This is a genomic window from Pseudomonas sp. H1_A03 (assembly GCF_054685145.1).
The window spans coordinates 2665538-2684606 of sequence record NZ_CP162829.1 but is presented as its reverse complement, the minus strand read 5'-3'; the positions used below and the strand labels follow the sequence as shown (position 1 = coordinate 2684606).

15 protein-coding genes and 1 pseudogene are annotated in these 19069 nt (G+C 59.3%); all 16 read right to left on the bottom strand.

What is annotated here, in order from left to right; translation table 11 throughout:
- Window positions 1-81 precede the first annotated feature (81 nt).
- The 16 genes and pseudogenes from tilS to pyrH all read right to left on the bottom strand — a co-directional run bounded on the left by tilS (window position 82) and on the right by pyrH (window position 18899).
- Window positions 82-1401 (bottom strand): tRNA lysidine(34) synthetase TilS, encoded by a 1320-nt coding sequence (tilS, locus tag AB4O35_RS12335; protein WP_065945379.1) that lies wholly within the window; start codon window positions 1399-1401, stop codon window positions 82-84.
- Between the two features lie 178 nt (window positions 1402-1579).
- Window positions 1580-2527: an acetyl-CoA carboxylase carboxyltransferase subunit alpha gene (locus AB4O35_RS12330; protein ID WP_065880073.1), complete on the bottom strand. Its 948-nt coding sequence runs from the start codon at window positions 2525-2527 to the stop codon at window positions 1580-1582.
- Between the two features lie 138 nt (window positions 2528-2665).
- Window positions 2666-6187: a DNA polymerase III subunit alpha gene (dnaE, locus tag AB4O35_RS12325; protein WP_065872437.1), complete on the bottom strand. Its 3522-nt coding sequence runs from the start codon at window positions 6185-6187 to the stop codon at window positions 2666-2668.
- Between the two features lie 76 nt (window positions 6188-6263).
- Window positions 6264-6896 (bottom strand): ribonuclease HII, encoded by a 633-nt coding sequence (gene rnhB, locus AB4O35_RS12320; RefSeq protein WP_065872438.1) that lies wholly within the window; start codon window positions 6894-6896, stop codon window positions 6264-6266.
- Window positions 6893-8032, bottom strand: a complete 1140-nt coding sequence (lpxB, locus tag AB4O35_RS12315) for a lipid-A-disaccharide synthase (RefSeq protein WP_065945378.1) — start codon at window positions 8030-8032, stop codon at window positions 6893-6895. The genes rnhB and lpxB overlap by 4 nt, the downstream gene beginning before the upstream one ends.
- A gap of 2 nt (window positions 8033-8034) precedes the next feature.
- Window positions 8035-8811: an acyl-ACP--UDP-N-acetylglucosamine O-acyltransferase gene (gene lpxA, locus AB4O35_RS12310; RefSeq protein ID WP_065872440.1), complete on the bottom strand. Its 777-nt coding sequence runs from the start codon at window positions 8809-8811 to the stop codon at window positions 8035-8037.
- Window positions 8808-9248, bottom strand: coding sequence for a 3-hydroxyacyl-ACP dehydratase FabZ (gene fabZ, locus AB4O35_RS12305; RefSeq protein WP_003172281.1), 441 nt, complete (start codon window positions 9246-9248; stop codon window positions 8808-8810). The genes lpxA and fabZ overlap by 4 nt, the downstream gene beginning before the upstream one ends.
- Before the next feature lie 111 nt (window positions 9249-9359).
- Window positions 9360-10414, bottom strand: a pseudogene (lpxD, locus tag AB4O35_RS12300) (UDP-3-O-(3-hydroxymyristoyl)glucosamine N-acyltransferase).
- A 3-nt stretch (window positions 10415-10417) separates the two neighbouring features.
- Window positions 10418-10921, bottom strand: a complete 504-nt coding sequence (locus tag AB4O35_RS12295; protein ID WP_033902788.1) for an OmpH/Skp family outer membrane protein — start codon at window positions 10919-10921, stop codon at window positions 10418-10420.
- Between the two features lie 45 nt (window positions 10922-10966).
- On the bottom strand, window positions 10967-13354 hold the full coding sequence (gene bamA / locus AB4O35_RS12290) for an outer membrane protein assembly factor BamA (protein WP_049709662.1): 2388 nt from the start codon (window positions 13352-13354) through the stop codon (window positions 10967-10969).
- A gap of 74 nt (window positions 13355-13428) precedes the next feature.
- Window positions 13429-14781, bottom strand: a complete 1353-nt coding sequence (rseP, locus tag AB4O35_RS12285; RefSeq protein ID WP_065872442.1) for a sigma E protease regulator RseP — start codon at window positions 14779-14781, stop codon at window positions 13429-13431.
- Window positions 14782-14834: 53 nt separating this feature from the next.
- Window positions 14835-16025, bottom strand: a complete 1191-nt coding sequence (gene ispC / locus AB4O35_RS12280; protein WP_065872571.1) for a 1-deoxy-D-xylulose-5-phosphate reductoisomerase — start codon at window positions 16023-16025, stop codon at window positions 14835-14837.
- The gene (locus AB4O35_RS12275) at window positions 16022-16828 is read right to left on the bottom strand and encodes a phosphatidate cytidylyltransferase (protein WP_065872443.1); all 807 of its coding nucleotides are present in this window, start codon (window positions 16826-16828) and stop codon (window positions 16022-16024) included. The genes ispC and AB4O35_RS12275 overlap by 4 nt, the downstream gene beginning before the upstream one ends.
- Window positions 16829-17584 (bottom strand): polyprenyl diphosphate synthase, encoded by a 756-nt coding sequence (gene uppS, locus AB4O35_RS12270; protein ID WP_065872444.1) that lies wholly within the window; start codon window positions 17582-17584, stop codon window positions 16829-16831.
- 17 nt (window positions 17585-17601) lie between these two features.
- Complete coding sequence (frr, locus tag AB4O35_RS12265) at window positions 17602-18159, bottom strand: ribosome recycling factor (protein WP_049709667.1); 558 nt, start codon at window positions 18157-18159, stop codon at window positions 17602-17604.
- The gene (gene pyrH / locus AB4O35_RS12260) at window positions 18156-18899 is read right to left on the bottom strand and encodes a UMP kinase (RefSeq protein ID WP_003172271.1); all 744 of its coding nucleotides are present in this window, start codon (window positions 18897-18899) and stop codon (window positions 18156-18158) included. Before pyrH ends, frr begins: the two co-directional genes overlap by 4 nt.
- Window positions 18900-19069: the final 170 nt, after the last annotated feature.

Below are 19069 nucleotides of genomic sequence, written 5' to 3'. Positions count from 1 at the left end.
GGTAATCGGCAACTGCTGCGATTCAGGCGAATCCACAGAAGTTGTATCAAGAAGGGAGCGTAGTCTACCGGAAAGGCGCTATCAGCTCAAACCTTGATCGCAGGTCTGTGGCATCCAATCTAATTGCCAGTCGCCCGGCCCTGTGTTCCACAGTCCCGCCAGGCTAGGCACCCCCAGCAATTGCTCACCCTGATACAGCAGCGGCAATCTGCCACGGACGAAGCTCGGAAGCCCGCTTTCATTAAGCAGGCGCTTCAAGTCACGCCGTCCGCGACCTGGCACTTCGACGATTTCACCGCCCTTGCGGTAACGGATCACCAACGGGCCTGCAGGCGCTTTGCCAGTGAGTTTCAACCGACCATTGCCGGGTAACTCTAGTGGATTTTGCGGATCGGACCAGCTCAGCGATGCGTCAGAAAATTCTGACCATGTGGAGGGCAGCCACCAAAGGCGATCGCCGCTACGGTGCAGGTCGCCGTCGGCCAGGCGCCATAAGGGCTGTGCGTCGCCCTTGGCATCACGCAGGGCATGCCAACTGGCCCAGTGGTCGCTGTCGGGTAGACGGGTCAGTGGGGCCAGCCAATGGCGCAGGGCGTTACGCTGGCGTGCGTCGGAAAGTTCGCGCAGCGGCGCGAGAGCCAAGGACGGCAGGTGCAGCCAGGGAAAAGGTGCAGGCTGATCGGCGGCTTGCAGGTCCATTTGCGCCAATTCATCGAGCAGGCCCTGGGCTTCACTCAGGTGCTCGGCAGTGCGGGCAAGGCTCGTGACAGCTTGAGGCCAGCGCTCCGTGAGCGCTGGGAACACGTGATGGCGCAGGTAATTGCGTGAGAACCTTGGGTCGGCGTTGGACGGGTCTTCGATCCACGTGAGCTGATGCTCGTGGGCGTAGGCTTCCAACTCACCCCTCGTTACATCCAATAACGGCCGAACCAGATAACCAGCCGCCAACGGGCGCTGTGCAGGCATTGCCGACAGCCCGCGCACGCCTGCGCCACGTAACAGGCGGAATAACAGGGTTTCGGCCTGATCGTCGCGATGCTGGCCTGTCAGCAGCACCTCCCCTGCTCCGATCACCTCGGTGAACGCCTGGTAACGCGCGTCACGGGCAGCCCGCTCAAGACTGGCGCCGGGTTGTACCCGCACGCGCATGACGCGCAGGGGGATGCCCAAGCTGTCGCATATCGACTGGCAATGGCTTGGCCAGGCGTCGGCGGCGGCTTGCAGGCCATGGTGGACATGGATTGCGCCGAGGGGTGGGAGCGTTTCGGTTTCTGGCAGGGAGGCCAGGAGATGGAGCAGGACGGTGGAATCCAGTCCGCCAGAGAAAGCGATATGCCAGGCCGGGGCATTTTGCCACGGACTCAGGGCTTGCAGCAGTTTGGCGGTCAGCGTTCGTTTCATCACACATTGTCGCCGCATACTTGGAACACGATAGACCAGCATACACAAAGCAAATGTGGGAGCGGGCTTGCTCGCGAAAGCGTGGTGTCAGTCACTGAATATATTGACTGATTCACCGCTTTCGCGAGCAAGCCCGCTCCCACACTAGTACAGCATTGTCTGCCAGATCAGTATTTGATCAGAGACCGTAGCTCATCAAACGCTCATAACGACGGGCCAACAGCGTTTCGTTATCCAGCTTCTTGAGCATCGCCAGTTGCGAACCCAGCTCGGCACGAATAGTCGCGGCAGCAGCCGCCGGATCACGGTGGGCGCCGCCCAATGGCTCGGCAATCACTTTGTCGACAATGCCCAGGCCCTTGAGGCGATCAGCAGTGATACCCATCGCTTCAGCGGCGTCCGGCGCTTTTTCGGCGGTTTTCCACAGAATCGAAGCGCAACCTTCCGGCGAGATCACCGCGTAGGTCGAGTATTGCAGCATGTTCAGCTGATCGCACACGCCAATGGCCAGTGCACCACCGGACCCACCTTCACCAATCACGGTAGCGATGATCGGGGTTTTCAGGCGCGACATGACGCGCAGGTTCCAGGCGATGGCTTCGCTCTGGTTGCGCTCTTCAGCGTCGATACCCGGGTAGGCGCCCGGCGTGTCGATGAAGGTCAGGATCGGCATCTTGAAGCGCTCGGCCATTTCCATCAGGCGGCACGCCTTGCGGTAGCCTTCCGGACGCGGCATGCCGAAGTTGCGGCGCACTTTCTCGCGCACTTCACGGCCTTTCTGGTGACCGATCACCATCACCGGCTGGTCGTCCAGGCGAGCGATACCGCCCACGATGGCCGCGTCGTCGGAGAAATGGCGGTCGCCGTGCAGCTCGTCGAACTCGGTGAAGATGTGCTGAATGTAGTCCAGGGTGTACGGACGGCGCGGGTGGCGGGCCAGGCGCGCGATCTGCCAGCTGGTCAGCTTGCCGAAGATGTCTTCGGTGAGCGTACTGCTCTTGTCTTGCAGGCGAGCGATCTCATCGCCGATATTCAGCGAATTGTCATTGCCGACCAGGCGCAGCTCTTCGATCTTGGCTTGCAGGTCAGCGATCGGCTGTTCGAAATCAAGAAAATTCGGGTTCATAAGCGTCCGTCTTGGGTCGACGGCCAAGGAGTGCCTGGCCAGCCGGTTGTCTATTCGCGCCCTACCTTAAGGGAGAGGCGCGTCTAGGTCGAGATTAAATGTTTCGCCGAGATCAGGCTAAGTATTACTGCCTGACCGTCAACGGTATTGGAGAAAGACGTTGTCACGGCCGAACTGGTCACGCAATGCTTGAATCAAGCCATCAGCAGGATCAATTCGCCAGGTCTCGCCAAACTGCAACATGGCCTTGGCGTCATTGCCGGTGTACTCCATGGTCACCGGGCACGCGCCACGGTGGCGTTTGAGCAGGTCGCCCAACCAGCGTAGCTGATCGCCCTTGAGCGCTTCGGTTTTCACCTTCAAGCGCAGGCTCTCGGCCAAATTGGTGCGCGCATCTTCCATGCTCATCACACGCTTGATCCGCAGGCGCAGGCCGCCGGAGAAGTCGTCGTTGCTGACCTCCCCTTCCACCACCACCATGGCGTCAGTCTGCAGCAGCGACTGCGCGGAGTGGAACGCATCGGCAAACAGTGAGGCTTCGATGCGGCCCGAGCGGTCGTCGAGGGTGATAAAGCCCATCTTGTCGCCCTTTTTATTTTTCATCACCCGCAGGGCGATGATCATGCCGGCGACGGTCTGCGTATCCCGCGCCGGTTTCAGGTCGATGATGCGCTGGCGGGCGAACCGCCGGATTTCACCTTCGTATTCATCAATCGGGTGACCGGTCAGGTACAGGCCCAAGGTGTCTTTCTCACCCTTGAGGCGCTCCTTCAGGGTCAGGTCCTTGGCCTTGCGGTGGTTGGCGTACACATCCGCGTCTTCCTCGACGAACAATCCGCCAAATAGGTCGGCATGGCCACTGTCGTGGGTGCGCGCGGTCTGTTCGGCAGCCTTGATCGCTTCTTCCATCGCGGTAAGCAACACGGCGCGGTTACGGTCGATATTCGCCTGGTAAGCCTTCGGCTCATCATGGAAATACGGACCGAGACGGTCGAGTGCACCACTACGGATCAGCCCATCGAGGGTTCGCTTGTTGATGCGCTTGAGGTCAACCCGTGCGCAGAAGTCGAACAAGTCCTTGAAAGGCCCGTCCTGGCGCGCTTCGGTGATGGCTTCCACCGGGCCTTCGCCCACGCCCTTGATCGCGCCCAGGCCATAGATGATGCGACCTTCGTCGTTCACCGTGAACTTGAACTCCGAGGCGTTCACGTCCGGTGCGTCGAGGCGCAGTTTCATGGTGCGCACTTCCTCGATCAAGGTCACGACCTTGTCGGTGTTGTGCATATCCGCCGACAGTACCGCAGCCATGAACGGCGCCGGGTAGTGAGCCTTCAGCCAGGCGGTCTGGTACGACACCAGGCCGTAGGCAGCGGAGTGGGATTTGTTAAAGCCGTAACCGGCGAATTTCTCTACCAGGTCGAAAATGTTACCGGCCAGGTCAGCGTCAATATTGTTGGTGGCGCAACCTTCAATGAAACCGCCGCGCTGCTTGGCCATTTCCTCGGGTTTTTTCTTACCCATGGCGCGCCGCAGCATGTCCGCACCACCGAGGGTATAACCGGCCATCACCTGGGCGATCTGCATCACCTGTTCCTGATACAGGATGATGCCGTAGGTCGGCGCCAATACCGGCTTGAGGCCTTCGTATTGGTAGTCGGAGTGCGGGTATGCCAGCTCGGCGCGACCGTGCTTACGGTTGATGAAGTCGTCCACCATGCCCGATTGCAGCGGGCCCGGACGGAACAGCGCCACCAATGCGATCAAGTCTTCCAGGCAGTCGGGCTTGAGCTTTTTGATCAGCTCTTTCATACCGCGCGACTCAAGCTGGAACACCGCCGTGGTTTCGGCTTTTTGCAGCAACTGGTAGGTCGGCTTGTCGTCCAACGGGATAAACGCAATATCCAGCGGCTCTTCGTTGACCTTGGCACGCTCACGGTTGATCGTCTTGAGCGCCCAATCGATGATCGTCAGCGTGCGCAGGCCGAGGAAGTCGAACTTCACCAGGCCGGCCGCCTCCACGTCGTCCTTGTCGAACTGGGTGACCAGGCCGCCGCCTTCTTCATCGCAATAGATCGGCGAAAAGTCGGTGAGCTTTGTAGGCGCGATAACCACACCACCGGCGTGTTTACCGACGTTACGCACCACGCCTTCGAGCTTGCGCGCCATGTCCCAGATTTCGGCGGCTTCTTCATCGATTTTGATGAAGTCACGCAGGATCTCTTCCTGCTCGTAGGCCTTTTCCAGGGTCATGCCGACTTCAAACGGAATCATCTTCGACAGGCGATCAGCCAGGCCGTAGGACTTGCCCTGCACCCGCGCAACGTCGCGGATTACCGCTTTCGCGGCCATGGAACCGAAGGTGATGATCTGGCTTACCGCGTTACGGCCGTATTTCTCAGCCACGTATTCAATGACGCGGTCGCGCCCGTCCATGCAGAAGTCGACGTCGAAGTCGGGCATGGAAACCCGTTCCGGGTTCAGGAACCGTTCGAACAGCAGGTCATATTCCAGCGGGTCGAGATCGGTAATCTTCTGTACGTAAGCAACCAGCGAGCCAGCACCCGACCCCCGGCCCGGGCCTACCGGCACGCCGTTGCTTTTGGCCCACTGGATAAAGTCCATTACGATCAGGAAGTAACCGGGGAACCCCATCTGGATGATGATATCCAGTTCGAAATTCAGCCGGTCGACATAGACCTGGCGCTTGGCGTCGTAATCCTCAGTGGTGTCCTTGGGCAACAGCACGCTGAGGCGCTCTTCCAAGCCGTCGAACGACACCTTGCGGAAGTACTCATCGATGGTCATGCCATCGGGAATCGGGAAGTTGGGCAGGAAGTGCTTGCCCAGCTTCACTTCAATGTTACAACGCTTGGCAATTTCGACAGAGTTTTCCAGGGCCTCGGGCAGGTCGCTGAACAGCTCGGCCATCTCGTCGGCACTTTTGAGGTATTGCTCCTCGCTGTAGTTCTTCGAGCGACGCGGGTCATCCAGGGCCCGGCCTTCGCCGATGCACACGCGGGTTTCGTGGGCTTCGAAATCTTCTTTCTTGATAAAGCGCACATCGTTGGTCGCGACCAGCGGCGCGCCCAGCTTGTCGGCCAGGGCCACGGCGGCGTGCAGGTGCTCTTCGTCGTTGGGGCGGTTGGTGCGCTGGACTTCCAGGTAGAAACGGTCGGGGAAAACCTGCATCCACTCGCGGGCCAGCCCTTCAGCCTCTTGAGGATTGCCGCCGAGTAGCGCAAGACCGATCTCACCCTCTTTAGCGGCGGACAGCATGATCAGCCCTTCGCTGGCCTCGGCGACCCACTCGCGCTCGATGATGATCGAGCCGTTGCGCTGGCCGTCGATAAAGCCACGGGAAATCAGTTCGGTGAGGTTGCGATAACCCACGCCGTTCATCGCCAGCAGACTGATACGGCTAAGGGCGTTATCCGGATCTTTGTTGGACAACCACAGGTCGGCGCCGCAAATCGGCTTGATGCCGGCGCCCATGGCGTTTTTATAGAATTTGACCAGGGAACACATGTTGTTCTGATCGGTAACCGCCACGGCAGGCATGTTCATGCCCACCAGGGTTTTGACCAGCGGTTTGATCCGTACCAGGCCGTCAACCAGGGAGTATTCAGTGTGCAGGCGCAGGTGAACGAATGAAGCCGGCATAGTGATCCTGTCTTAAACGTAGAAACAACAAGGCCCGGGATTGTACCGGGCCTTGGCAAAAACATCAGCCTCGCGACTACACCTCGCTGAGACTCTCGCGCAGCTCATAAGCCTGGCGTACGGGGGCGAACGAGCGGCGGTGGATCGGCGTCGGGCCGAGGCGAGCCAGGGCTTCCAGATGAACGGGCGTCGGGTAGCCTTTATGGCCGCCGATCCCGTAGCCGGGGTAGATCAATTCGAAAGCAGCCATTTCACGATCGCGGCTGACCTTAGCCAGGATTGAAGCTGCCGCAATCGCAGGCACCTTGCTATCGCCCTTCACCACCGCTTCCGCCGGCATGGCCAATTTTGGGCAGCGGTTGCCGTCGATCATGGCCATTTTTGGCGTGATGTGCAGGCCTTCTACTGCACGCTGCATGGCAAGCATGGTGGCGTGGAGGATGTTCAACGCGTCGATTTCCTCGACTTCGGCCCGAGCAATATGCCAGCTGAGGGCCTTCTCAATAATCTCGTCGTAGAGCTTTTCGCGCCGCGCTTCGGTGAGTTTTTTCGAGTCGTTGAGGCCGAGAATCGGGCGGCTCGGGTCGAGAATCACCGCCGCCGTGACGACAGCGCCGCACAAAGGCCCGCGCCCGACTTCGTCAACACCGGCCACCAGTTCGTGGGCTTCGGCAACCAGGCTGAAATCCAGGCCCATTTGCTTGATCATAAAGTTTCCTGTTTCTTGCCGATCAAGGTCAACACGGCGTCCGCCGCCTGGTTCGAGGCATCACGGCGCAAGGTGCGGTGAATGTCGTCAAAACCGCGAGTCTGCTCTTCGCCGCCGTCGATCAAGGGTAGTAGAGTTTGCGCCAAGGCCTCAGGCGTTGCATCGTCCTGCAACAACTCCGGCACCAACAGGCGCTGGGCCAGCAGGTTGGGCAGGGAGATGTAAGGGCTTTTGACCATGCGCTTGAGAATCCAGAAGGTCAGCGGCGCCAGGCGATAGGCCACGACCATCGGACGCTTGTACAGCAAGGCCTCCAGGGTGGCCGTACCCGAGGCGATCAGCACCGCATCACAGGCCGCCAGGGCCAGGTGCGATTGGCCGTCGAGCAAGGTCACCGGCAGGTTCCGACCGGCCAACAGGGTTTCGATCTGCGCACGACGCTGCGGGCTCGCGCAGGGCAGCACGAAACGTACGCCTGGCTTCAACGCTTGCAGGCGCTCGGCAGCATCGAAGAACACCGCAGCCAGGCGGCCGACTTCGCCGCCACGGCTGCCCGGCATCAACGCCACCAGCGGACCGTCAGGCAAGCCCAACTCGGCACGCGCGGCTGCGCGGTCAGCCTGCAAAGGGATGGTGTCGGCCAGGGTGTGCCCGACAAACCGCACCGGCACGCCCTTTTCTTCGTAGAACCTGGCTTCGAACGGTAGCAGGGTCAGCATCAAGTCACAGCCTTCGCGGATCTTCAATACGCGCTTCTGGCGCCATGCCCACACGGAGGGGCTGACGTAGTGCACGGTCTTGATCCCGGCCTGACGCAACTTGAGTTCGATATTAAGGGTGAAGTCCGGTGCGTCGATCCCGATGAAAACATCGGGCTTCTCTTCGATCAGGGTCTGGATCAGCAGCTTGCGGCGAGCCAACAGCTCACGCAGACGGCCCAGCACTTCCACCAACCCCATGACCGATAGCCGCTCCATGGGGAAGTAGGACGTGAGCCCTTCGGCCTGCATCAGCGGGCCGCCGACCCCAATAAATTCCACCGCAGGGTGCTGGGCCTTGAGGGCCCGCATAAGACCTGCGCCCAGAATGTCACCGGAAGCTTCTCCGGCCACCAGCGCAATACGCAGATTAGCCATGATCAGCGGGTGATGCCGCGAGTCGACGCCTGGATCGAGTCACGGAACACCGCGACTTCCGGGAACAACGCCGACGGCTCGGCCAATTGGGTCAACGCCTGGTCCACCGTAAGCCCCTGGCGATAAACCACCTTGTAGGCACGGCGCAGGGCGTGGATGGCCTCTTCGCTGAAACCACGACGGCGCATGCCTTCGAAGTTCATGCTGCGGGCTTCGGCCGGGTTACCGAATACTGTGACGAACGCCGGAACATCCTTGCCGATGGCGGTACCCATGCCGGAAAAGCTGTGGGCGCCGATATGGCAGTACTGATGCACCAGGGTGAATCCGGAGAGGATCGCCCAATCGTCGACGTGCACATGGCCGGCCAACGCGGTGTTGTTGACCAGAATGCAGTGGTTGCCGATGACGCTGTCGTGGCCGATGTGCGCGTAGGCCATGACCAGGTTGTGATCACCCAGCGTGGTCTCGGCCCGATCTTGCACGGTGCCACGGTGAATGGTCACGCCTTCACGAATGATGTTGTGATCACCGATTACCAGGCGTGTTTCTTCACCCTTGTACTTCATGTCCGGGGTGTCTTCGCCTACCGAGGAAAACTGGTAGATACGATTGTGTTTGCCAATACGGGTCGGACCTTTAAGGATCACGTGCGGCCCGATGACAGTTCCCTCGCCGATTTCCACACCTGCGCCGATGATCGACCAGGGGCCGACCTCAACGTCGGCGGCCAGTACGGCCGACGGATCGATGATTGCGCGAGGGTCAATCAAACTCATAGTTTGCGTTCCGCACAGATGATTTCGGCGGAGCACACAGGCTTGCCGTCCACCGAAGCCTGGCATTCGAACTTCCAGATCTGGCGTTTGCAGCTGATGAACTTGGCTTCCAGGATCAACTGGTCACCCGGGGTGACCGGGTTGCGGAAACGCAACTTATCGGAGCCCACGAAATAGTAGAGCGTGCCGTCGGCAGGCTTGAGGTCGAGCATTTTGAAGCCAAGGATACCGGCAGCCTGGGCCATCGCTTCGATGATCAACACGCCCGGCATGATTGGATGCGCGGGAAAGTGACCGTTGAAGAACGGTTCGTTGATGCTGACATTCTTGTAGGCACGAATGCGCTTTTCCTCGACGTTGAGGTCCACTACGCGGTCCACCAGCAGGAACGGGTAACGGTGAGGCAGGTATTCGCGAATCTCGTTGATGTCCATCATTTCGGGGGGAAGCCTGTAATAAAGATTGGGGGCGGGCGAACTAAAAGCACGCCCCGCTAGCAAATCAAGGAGGCAGTCTAGCGGCTGTGCACACTTGATATGGAAATGGTATCAGCCTTCTGATGAAGCATTACCGCCAGGGGTCACGTCCCCAACACGCTTTTCCAGCTGTTTGAGACGTCGAGCCATGTCGTCGAGCTGCCTCAACCGTGCTGCGCTCTTGCGCCATTCAGCTGCAGGCTGCATGGCGGTACCGGATGAGTAGGCCCCTGGCTCGGTAATCGAGTGGGTAACCATGGTCATGCCGGTGATGAAGACGTTGTCGCAAATATCGATATGCCCCACCAGCCCTACGCCACCGGCGAGCATGCAATGCTTGCCGATCCTGGTGCTGCCGGAAATACCCACACACGCCGCCATGGCGGTGTGATCACCAATCTGCACGTTGTGGGCGATCTGAATCTGGTTGTCGAGCTTCACGCCGTTGCCGATCACGGTATCGGCCAAGGCCCCGCGATCAACAGCCGTGTTGACGCCAATTTCCACGTCGTCGCCGATCAATACGCCGCCGACCTGGGCAATCTTGTTCCAGATGCCCTTGGCGTTGGCGAAGCCGAAGCCTTCCCCCCGATCACCGCACCCGATTGGATGACCACACGCTCACCGATACGCACATCGTGGTACAGGGTTACGCGCGGTGCGAGCCAACCGTCAGCGCCAATCTCGCAGCGCGCACCGATAAAGCAATGAGCACCAACGGTCACACCTGCCGCAATGCGCGCACCGCTCTCGATCACCGCAAAGGCGCCAATGCTGGCCGCAGGATCAACCTGGGCATCATCGGCGATGACCGCAGACGGATGAATACCGGCTGCGGCCTTGGGTTTCGGATCGAACAGGTGCGACACCCGGGCATAAGCCAGGTACGGGTCGGCCACCACCAGCGAATCCCCGGCAAACCCTTCGGCGTCAGCAGCTTTCAGCAACACGGCGGCGGCTTGGCTGTCGACCAGGTATTTACGGTATTGAGGGTTTGCGAGGAAGCTCAACTGAGCTGGGCCAGCCTCCTGCAAGGTGGCTAGCCCAGTGATTTCTTTCTCCGGGGAGCCATTTAAGGTGGCCCCCAGGAACTCGGCCAACTCGCCGAGCTTGATAGTCGCGGTCATGGCTTACTTCAGCTGGTTCATGCGCTCGATCACCTGGCGGGTGATGTCGTATTGAGGCTTGACGTCGATAACCGCGCCACGCTCGAACACCAGGTCAAAGGCACCTTTCTTGATGACTTCTTCCACGGCGCTGTCGAGTTTCGGCTTCAGCTGTTTAAGCATTTCACGGTCAGCAACCGCTTTGGCTTCGTTCAGCTCTTTGGACTGGAACTGGTAGTCACGGGCCTTTTGCTTGAATTCAAGCTCCAGACGCTCGCGCTCGCCTTGCTGCATCTTGTCGCCACCGGCTACCAGACGATCCTGGATGCCCTTGGCGCTGCTTTCCAGCGTCTTGAGTTTGGTCAGTTGCGGACCGAATTTTTTCTCGGCATCCACGGCATAACGCTTGGCCGCATCGGATTCCAGCAGGGCCATCTGATAGTTCAGCACGGCAATTTTCATTTCGGCAAAGGCCGGGGTCGCTACCAGCACGGTTGCCAGCAGAACCAATTGAGTCAACTTACGCACGATGCACTCCTACAGAATCCGTTGTCGTTATCTTGGGTCAGACGCTTAGAACGTCTGGCCGAGGGAGAATTGGAAAATCTGGGTTTCAGCGTTATCCGGTTTCTTGATCGGCATGGCCAGAGCAAAGCTCAATGGGCCAAGCGCAGTTACCCAAGTCACACCCACACCCACGGAGCTTGCCAGGTTGCTCAGGCTCACGTCGTTGCACTGGGTGTCGGACTTCACGCCACTCGGGTTACGGATCTGCTCGCACTTGGAGTCGAACACGTTACCCACGTCCCAGAATACAGAGGTACGCAGGGAACGCTGATCTTTTACGAACGGCAGCGGGAACAGGATTTCCGCACCACCTTGGATCAACACGTTACCACCGAACGGCAGCGGGTCGTTGTCGGAGTCAGCCACAGTGCCTTGGTTACCGGTTACGCCAACACCACGGCTTGGGGTACCACGTGGGCCCAAGGTGCTGTCTTTGAAACCACGTACGGAGTTGAAGCCACCCGCGTAGTAGTTCTCGTAGAACGGTAGACCGTTGGTGGAGCCATAACCATCGCCATAACCCAATTCAGTGTGCAGGCGCATGGTGTAGTTGTCGCTCAACGGCGTGAACAGTTGGCCACGGTAGTCAAGCTTGAAGAACGACAGGTCGCTGCCCGGCGTGGTGGTTTCCAGGGTCAAGCTCTGGGAGTGACCACGGGTCGCCAGTACACCTTTGTTCAGGGTCGACTCGGACCAGCCGGCAGACGCCTTGAAGTTCAGGAACTTGTCACCTTCACGACGGGTGAAGTCAAAGATCTCATCCACGGTGTAGACACCGGTCTTGATCTCATCTTGTTGCGCAGTCAGGCCAAAGGTCAGGCGCGACGTCTCGCTGATCGGGTAACCAACGTTGACACCGGCACCGAGGCTGTCGATTGCATAGCTTGCAACGTCAACGTCGAGGTCTTTGTAGTCGGTGGTGCGGTAGAAGGCGTTGTAGCCCAGGCTCACACCATCAGCAGTCCAGTAGGGGTCGGTATAACCGAAGTTATATCGGCTCTGGTATTCGCTTCGGGTCAGGCCGATAGACACGCGGTTACCGGTACCCAGGAAGTTGTTCTGGGTGATGGAGCCACCAAGGATCAGACCGGCACTTTGTGCGAAGCCGACACTGGCGGTGATCGAGCCCGAGGCTTGTTCTTCCACGGCGTAGTTCACGTCAACCTGGTCATCCACACCCGGTACGGCCGGGGTTTCGACGTTGACTTCCTTGAAAAAGCCCAGGCGCTCAAGACGGGTCTTAGACTGGTCGATCAGGTAAGTCGACGCCCAGCCACCTTCCATCTGACGCATTTCACGACGCAGTACTTCGTCCGCCGACTTGGTGTTGCCACGGAAGTTGATGCGGTTCACGTAGGCACGCTTGCCGGGATCGACGACGAAAGTGATGTCCACGGTGTGGTCATCATCATGCGGGGTCGGCACGCCGTTGACGTTGGCGAAGGTATAGCCTTCGTTACCCAGGCGGCGAGTGATCAGTTCTGACGTGGTGGTCATCAGCTTGCGCGAGAACACCTGGTCTTTCTGCACCAGCAGCAGCGCCTTGACCTGGTCTTCAGGCACTTTCAGGTCGCCGCTCAGCTTAACGTCACGAACCTTGTACTTCTCGCCTTCGTTGACGTTGACTGTGATGTAGACGTGTTTCTTGTCCGGGGTGATGGACACCTGGGTCGAGGCGATATCCATGTTGATATAGCCACGGTCCAGGTAGTAGGAGCGCAGGCGTTCCAGGTCACCAGACAGTTTTTCGCGGGCGTACTTGTCATCGTTCTTGAAGAACGACAGCCAGTTGGTGGTCTTGAGTTCGAACAGGTCGATCAGGTCTTCATCAGCGAACTTGGTATTACCCACCACGTTGATGTGCTGGATCGCCGCCACGGTGCCTTCGTTGATGTTGACCTTGAGGCCCACACGGTTGCGCGGCTGCGGCACCACTTCCGTTTCCACGGTCGCGGAGTAGCGGCCCTGGGCAACGTACTGGCGTTGCAGTTCGTTACGCACACCTTCAAGGGTGGCGCGTTGGAAGATCTCGCCTTCGGCCAGGCCGGATTGCTTCAGACCTTTCATCAAGTCTTCAGTAGAGATCGCCTTGTTGCCTTCGATCTCGATACTGGCGACGGAAGGTCGCTCGACAACGGTGATGACCAGGACGTTGCCTTCACGCCCCAGTTGGATGTCTTGAAAGAAACCGGTTTTGAACAGCGCACGAGTGGACTCCACCAGGCGACGGTCATCAGCCTGTTCACCGACGTTCAACGGTAATGCACCAAAGACGCTACCGGCGGAAACCCGCTGGAGGCCGTTGACGCGAATATCGGAGATGGTGAAGGACTCGGCGTGAACTTCGGCGATCATCAATACGGTGAGAACCGCAGTTAGCAGCAGACGTTTCATGAAGTCCTTTCTTATTCCAACTGGCAATAAACAAACTGCCGCAAAATGCGGCAGATTCGCAATTCAGCGAAGCGTTACAGTCGACCCAGATCGTTGACCAAGGCTAATAACATCACCCCGACCACCAAACTGATACCGATCTGTATCCCCCAACCCTGCACCCGATCCGACAAGGGGCGACCACGCACCCACTCGACCAGATAAAACAACAGATGCCCCCCATCCAATACTGGAATGGGCAACAAATTCAGAACACCCAGGCTAATACTCAGATAAGCCAGGAAATTCAGGAAATCCGCGACACCCGACTGGGCAGAAGCGCCCGCCACTTTAGCAATGGTTATCGGTCCACTCAAGTTTTTTACCGAGAGCTCGCCGAACAACATTTTCTTGAGGGATTCCAGGGTCAGCACGCTCATGGTCCAAGTGCGTTTTGCACCCTCGCCAATTGCTGCCAACGGCCCGAAGCTGACCTCACGCACCATCGACGGCGGCCATTCGACACCTTTGACCCCGGCACCGAGGTAACCCCCGGCCGCCTTGGCTTCCCCGCGAACCGACAAGGTCACTGGGACGTCGATTTGAGCACCGTCGCGCTCAACTTTCAGCAGAATTTTAGTATCAGGACGTACACGAACCAGGTCGACCACCTGCTGCCAGTCGCCCAGCGCCTGTCCATCGAGGGCCAACAGCCGATCGCCGGTTTTCAGGCCAGCGGCCTGGGCCGGACCTTTCGGATCGAGCTCCGCCAGGACCGGCGGCAAGGCCGGACGCCATGGACGTATGCCCAGGGACTTGATCGGATCAGGTTCATCAGCGCCCTTGAGCCAGTGGTCGAGGGTCAGATCACGCGGGGTTTCGGTAGTCGAGTCCTGTTCACGCACCACCACATTGACGATGCCGCTTTCGCCCAGGCGGCGCACCAACTGCAGATTGACCGCGCCCCAACCTGTGGTGGGCTCGCCATCAATGGAAACAATTTCCTGCCCGGCAACCAGGCCGGCCTTGGCGGCAATACTGTCCGACTCGACCGCTCCGATGACCGGACGCACCTGCTGGCTGCCCAGCATGGCCAGGACCCAGAAGAACACCATCGCCAACAGGAAGTTGGCGATCGGGCCAGCGGCAACAATGGCGATACGCTGACGAACGGTCTTGCGATTGAAGGATTGGTCCAATTGATCTGCAGGCACTTCGCCTTCGCGCTCATCGAGCATCTTGACGTAGCCACCCAGCGGGATGGCCGCAATCACGAATTCGGTGCCTTGGCGGTCATGCCAGCGCAACAGCGGCATGCCGAAACCGACGGAAAAGCGCAGTACCTTGACGCCGCAACGACGCGCGACCCAGAAATGGCCAAATTCGTGGAAGGTAACCAGCACACCCAGAGCAACCAGGGTGCCGACGATCATGTAAAGCGCACTCATCTAATTTCTCCGCATTCCAATCCAGCGCCTAGAGGCTCAAACCCGCCCAAAGACTAACGCGCGTTCCGGCTCAACCATTGCCCAGCCAGGGCTCGAGCCTTGGTATCAGCCTCGAATACCGCCCCCAGATCATTCACCGCCACGACAGGTTCAAGCGCCAGGACGTCCTCGATGATACTCGCGATCTGCGGAAAGCGGATGCGCCGTTCGAGAAACGCTGCCACAGCCACTTCGTTGGCTGCATTAAGCATCGCCGGCGCGCTGTTACCCGCTTCGGCAGCTTGCCGCGCCAGGCGCAGGCAAGGAAAGCGCTGCTCGTCCGGCGCTTCGAAGTCCAGGCGGGCCACGGCAAACAGGTCCAGAGGCGCCACACCGGAATCAATCCGCTCCGGCCAGGCCAGGGCATTGGCGATAGGGGTGCGCATATCGGGATTGCCCAACTGCGCCAACACCGAACCGTCCACGTAATCAACCAGCGAATGAATCACACTTTGCGGGTGAATCACCACCTCGACCTGATCCGGGCGCGCATCGAACAGCCAGCACGCCTCGATCAACTCAAGGCCCTTGTTCATCATGCTCGCCGAATCCACCGAGATCTTTCGCCCCATGGACCAGTTCGGATGAGCGCACGCCTGATCGGGCGAGACATGCTCCAGCTCAGCCAACGGAGTTTGCCGGAACGGACCACCAGAGGCCGTCAGCAGGATCCGGCGCACGCCAACCTGGCTCAAGCCGCGCGCATAGTCACCGGGCATGCACTGGAAGATTGCATTGTGCTCACTGTCCAGGGGTAGCAATACGGCGCCGCTTTTGCGCACCGCCTGCATAAACAGTGCGCCGGACATCACCAGCGCTTCTTTATTGGCCAGCAGGATCTTCTTGCCGGCATCGACGGCAGCCAGGGTCGGACGCAAACCGGCTGCACCGACAATAGCGGCGACTACGGTATCCACGTCAGCGTCAGCCGAGACCTGGCACAACCCCTCCTCCCCCACCAACACCTGAGTGGCAAGCCCGGCAGCCCGCAGGTCATCCTGCAGCCCCCGAGCCAGAGCGGCTTCGGGCACTACGGCAAAGCGCGGCGAATGACGCACGCACAAGGCCAGCAGCTCGCTCAAGCGGGTAAACCCGGTGAGGGCGAAGACTTGATAGCGATCAGGATGACGCGCAATCACGTCAAGGGTACTCAGCCCTACCGAGCCGGTTGCACCCAGCACGGTTACTTGTTGCAGGCGGCTCACGAAGCCGTCATCCACAACAGCACGGCGAAGATTGGAATGGCCGCGGTCAAGCTGTCGATGCGGTCCAGCACGCCGCCATGGCCCGGCAGCAGGTTGCTGCTGTCCTTGATCCCGGCCTGGCGCTTGAACATGCTTTCAGTGAGGTCGCCCACCACCGAAATGAACACCACGATGGCCGTGGCCACCAGCGCCAGCAAAATTTCCTTCACCGACCAGCCACGCACAACGCCGACGACCAGCGCGATCACCAGCGTCAACGCGAGACCACCATAAACGCCTTCCCAGCTTTTGCCAGGGCTGACTGCCGGCGCCAACTTGCGCTTGCCGAAGGCCCGGCCCGAGAAGTAGGCACCGATATCCGCCCCCCAGACCAGCACCATCACGGCCAGGATCAGCCAGTTACCCATAGGGTAACGCTTGATTTCAACCAGCCCTTGCCACGCCGGTAAGAGGATCAACACGCCAATCACCAGCTTGCAGGCAACGCTGGACCACTTGCCGCTGGTACGCGGGTAAGTCAACACAAGGAACGTCGCCAGCGCCCACCACAGCACCGCCGCCCCCAACACCCAGGGCGCAATGTCCGGCAGGATGTACAAGAGAAACGCCAAGGCAGCCACGACAGCGGCATACACCACACGCGGCAACTGCGCGCTGAAACCCGCCAGGCGCGCCCATTCCCAGGCACCCAGCGTCACGACCAGGCCGATAAACAGCGCAAAGCCGGAACCCTCGAGCAGGAAAAACCCACACAAGGCGATCGGCAACAGGATCAGTGCTGTGATGATTCGTTGTTTAAGCATTTAAACCCGGGCTCCAGCTTCGATCTGCTCGCTCGTTTTACCGAAGCGACGTTGACGGGAAGCGAAATCAGCCAGTGCTTTACGCATGGCATCGTGTTTGAAGTCCGGCCAGAACAGGTCGGAGAAGTACAGCTCGGTATAGGCCAGCTGCCACAACAGGAAATTGCTGATGCGGTGCTCACCACCGGTACGGATGCACAAGTCAGGCAACGGCAGGTCGCCGGTAACCAGGCAGGTTTGCAACAGTTCGGGCGTGATGTCGTCGGGACGCAGATGACCGGCCTGCACTTCGCGGGCGAGCCGCTGTGCAGCCTGGGCGATGTCCCACTGGCCACCGTAGTTGGCTGCGATCTGCAGCACAAAACGGTCGGCGCCGGCGGTAATAGCCTCGGCTTCGCGCATGGCGGCTTGCAGCTCCGGGTGGAAGCGCGAGCGATCACCGATGATACGCAGGCTGATATTGTTGTCGTTGAGGCGCTTGGCCTCACGACGCAAGGCCTTGAAGAACAGATCCATCAAGGCACTGACTTCTTCGGCGGGCCGCTGCCAGTTCTCACTGGAGAAGGCGAACAAGGTCAACACTTCGACCTTGGCCTCGGCACACACCTCAATTACAGCCCGTACCGCATCGACACCCGCTTTATGCCCGGCGACACCCGGCATAAAGCGTTTCTTCGCCCAGCGATTATTCCCATCCATGATGATCGCGACATGGCGCGGCACCACGGAGGGTACAGTCTGCTTGGTCTTTTCCATGAAGGCGTCCTGACCCCTTATACGGCCATCAGGTCCTTTTCTTTTTCTTCCGTGGCCTTAGTGATCTGGGCCTCGGCATCTTTGGTCAGCTTGTCGATATCGGCAACGGCACGGCGCTCTTCGTCTTCGCTGATTTCCTTGTCCTTGACCAGCTTCTTCAGATCACCCAAGGCATCACGACGAATGTTGCGCACGGCAACCCGCGCATCTTCAGCTGCGCTGCGCGCCTGCTTGGTGAAGCCCTTGCGGGTTTCTTCAGTCAGGGCTGGCATGGAGATCAGCAGCAACTCGCCCAGGTTGGTCGGGTTGAGGTTCAGACCGGCGCTCTGGATGGCCTTGTCGACGGCGCCGAGCATGTTGCGCTCAAAGGCGACGACTTGCAGGGTGCGCGAGTCTTTTACAGTGATGTTGGCCACTTGGGTGATGGAGGTATCTGCGCCGTAATACGGCACCATCACGCTGCCCAGAATGCTTGGGTGAGCCTTGCCTGTACGAATCTGACCAAATGCATGGTTCAGGGAGTCCAGGGATTTCTGCATACGCTCTTGAGCGTCTTTCTTGATTTCGTTGATCATTGTTGGCCTTCCTCGATCAGAGTCCCTTCTGCGCCGCCGTGTACGATATTCAGCAGGGCACCGGGTTTGTTCATGTTAAATACGCGTAGTGGCATCTTGTGGTCGCGGCACAGGCAAATAGCCGTCAGGTCCATCACGCCCAGTTTGCGATCCAGCACTTCATCGTAGGTCAGATGATCGAACTTCTCGGCATGCGGGTCTTTGAATGGATCTGCGGTGTAAACGCCGTCTACCTTGGTCGCCTTGAGCACCACGTCAGCATCGATTTCGATGGCGCGCAGGCACGCTGCCGAGTCGGTGGTGAAGAACGGGTTACCTGTGCCAGCGGCGAAGATCACCACTTCCTTGGCGTTCAGGTGGCGCATGGCTTTGCGGCGGTCATAGTGATCGGTCACGCCGACCATGGAAATAGCCGACATCACGATAGCCGAGATATTGGCGCGCTCCAGGGCGTCGCGCATAGCCAAGGCGTTCATCACAGTGGCCAGCATGCCCATGTGGTCGCCCGTGACCCGATCCATGCCGGCCGCACTCAGTGCCGCGCCGCGGAACAGGTTACCGCCGCCGATCACCAGGCCGACCTGAACGCCGATACCGACCAGTTGGCCGACTTCCAGCGCCATGCGGTCGAGCACTTTGGGATCGATCCCGAACTCTTCCGAGCCCATGAGGGCCTCGCCGCTAAGCTTGAGTAGAATGCGTTTATAGCGAGCCTGATAACCACTGCCCTGCTGAGCCATTGCGAATCTCTCCTGCGGCGTATTTTTAAAAATTCTTGGCGAGCCGTTTACGGCTTGCGTTCACTCTAGCTGGACGCTGCTACAGCGCCATCGGAACACGGCTTTGTAAGCCAGTTCCGAAGGGATGCCAATCAAAATCGGCCTTCCCATTTGAAAAGAGGCTGCGCGCG

What these genes read in the sequence shown, in the direction of transcription:
- fabZ (WP_003172281.1), bottom strand. Translation starts at nt 9,248, where the DNA reads ATGATGGACATCAACGAGATTCGCGAATACCTGCCTCACCGTTACCCG.
- lpxB (WP_065945378.1), bottom strand. Translation starts at nt 8,032, where the DNA reads ATGGCTAATCTGCGTATTGCGCTGGTGGCCGGAGAAGCTTCCGGTGAC.
- frr (WP_049709667.1), bottom strand. Translation starts at nt 18,159, where the DNA reads ATGATCAACGAAATCAAGAAAGACGCTCAAGAGCGTATGCAGAAATCC.
- uppS (WP_065872444.1), bottom strand. Translation starts at nt 17,584, where the DNA reads ATGGAAAAGACCAAGCAGACTGTACCCTCCGTGGTGCCGCGCCATGTC.
- dnaE (WP_065872437.1), bottom strand. Translation starts at nt 6,187, where the DNA reads ATGCCGGCTTCATTCGTTCACCTGCGCCTGCACACTGAATACTCCCTG.
- rnhB (WP_065872438.1), bottom strand. Translation starts at nt 6,896, where the DNA reads ATGATCAAGCAAATGGGCCTGGATTTCAGCCTGGTTGCCGAAGCCCAC.
- rseP (WP_065872442.1), bottom strand. Translation starts at nt 14,781, where the DNA reads ATGAGTGCGCTTTACATGATCGTCGGCACCCTGGTTGCTCTGGGTGTG.
- lpxA (WP_065872440.1), bottom strand. Translation starts at nt 8,811, where the DNA reads ATGAGTTTGATTGACCCTCGCGCAATCATCGATCCGTCGGCCGTACTG.
- tilS (WP_065945379.1), bottom strand. Translation starts at nt 1,401, where the DNA reads ATGAAACGAACGCTGACCGCCAAACTGCTGCAAGCCCTGAGTCCGTGG.
- pyrH (WP_003172271.1), bottom strand. Translation starts at nt 18,899, where the DNA reads ATGGCTCAGCAGGGCAGTGGTTATCAGGCTCGCTATAAACGCATTCTA.
- bamA (WP_049709662.1), bottom strand. Translation starts at nt 13,354, where the DNA reads ATGAAACGTCTGCTGCTAACTGCGGTTCTCACCGTATTGATGATCGCC.
- AB4O35_RS12275 (WP_065872443.1), bottom strand. Translation starts at nt 16,828, where the DNA reads ATGCTTAAACAACGAATCATCACAGCACTGATCCTGTTGCCGATCGCC.
- AB4O35_RS12330 (WP_065880073.1), bottom strand. Translation starts at nt 2,527, where the DNA reads ATGAACCCGAATTTTCTTGATTTCGAACAGCCGATCGCTGACCTGCAA.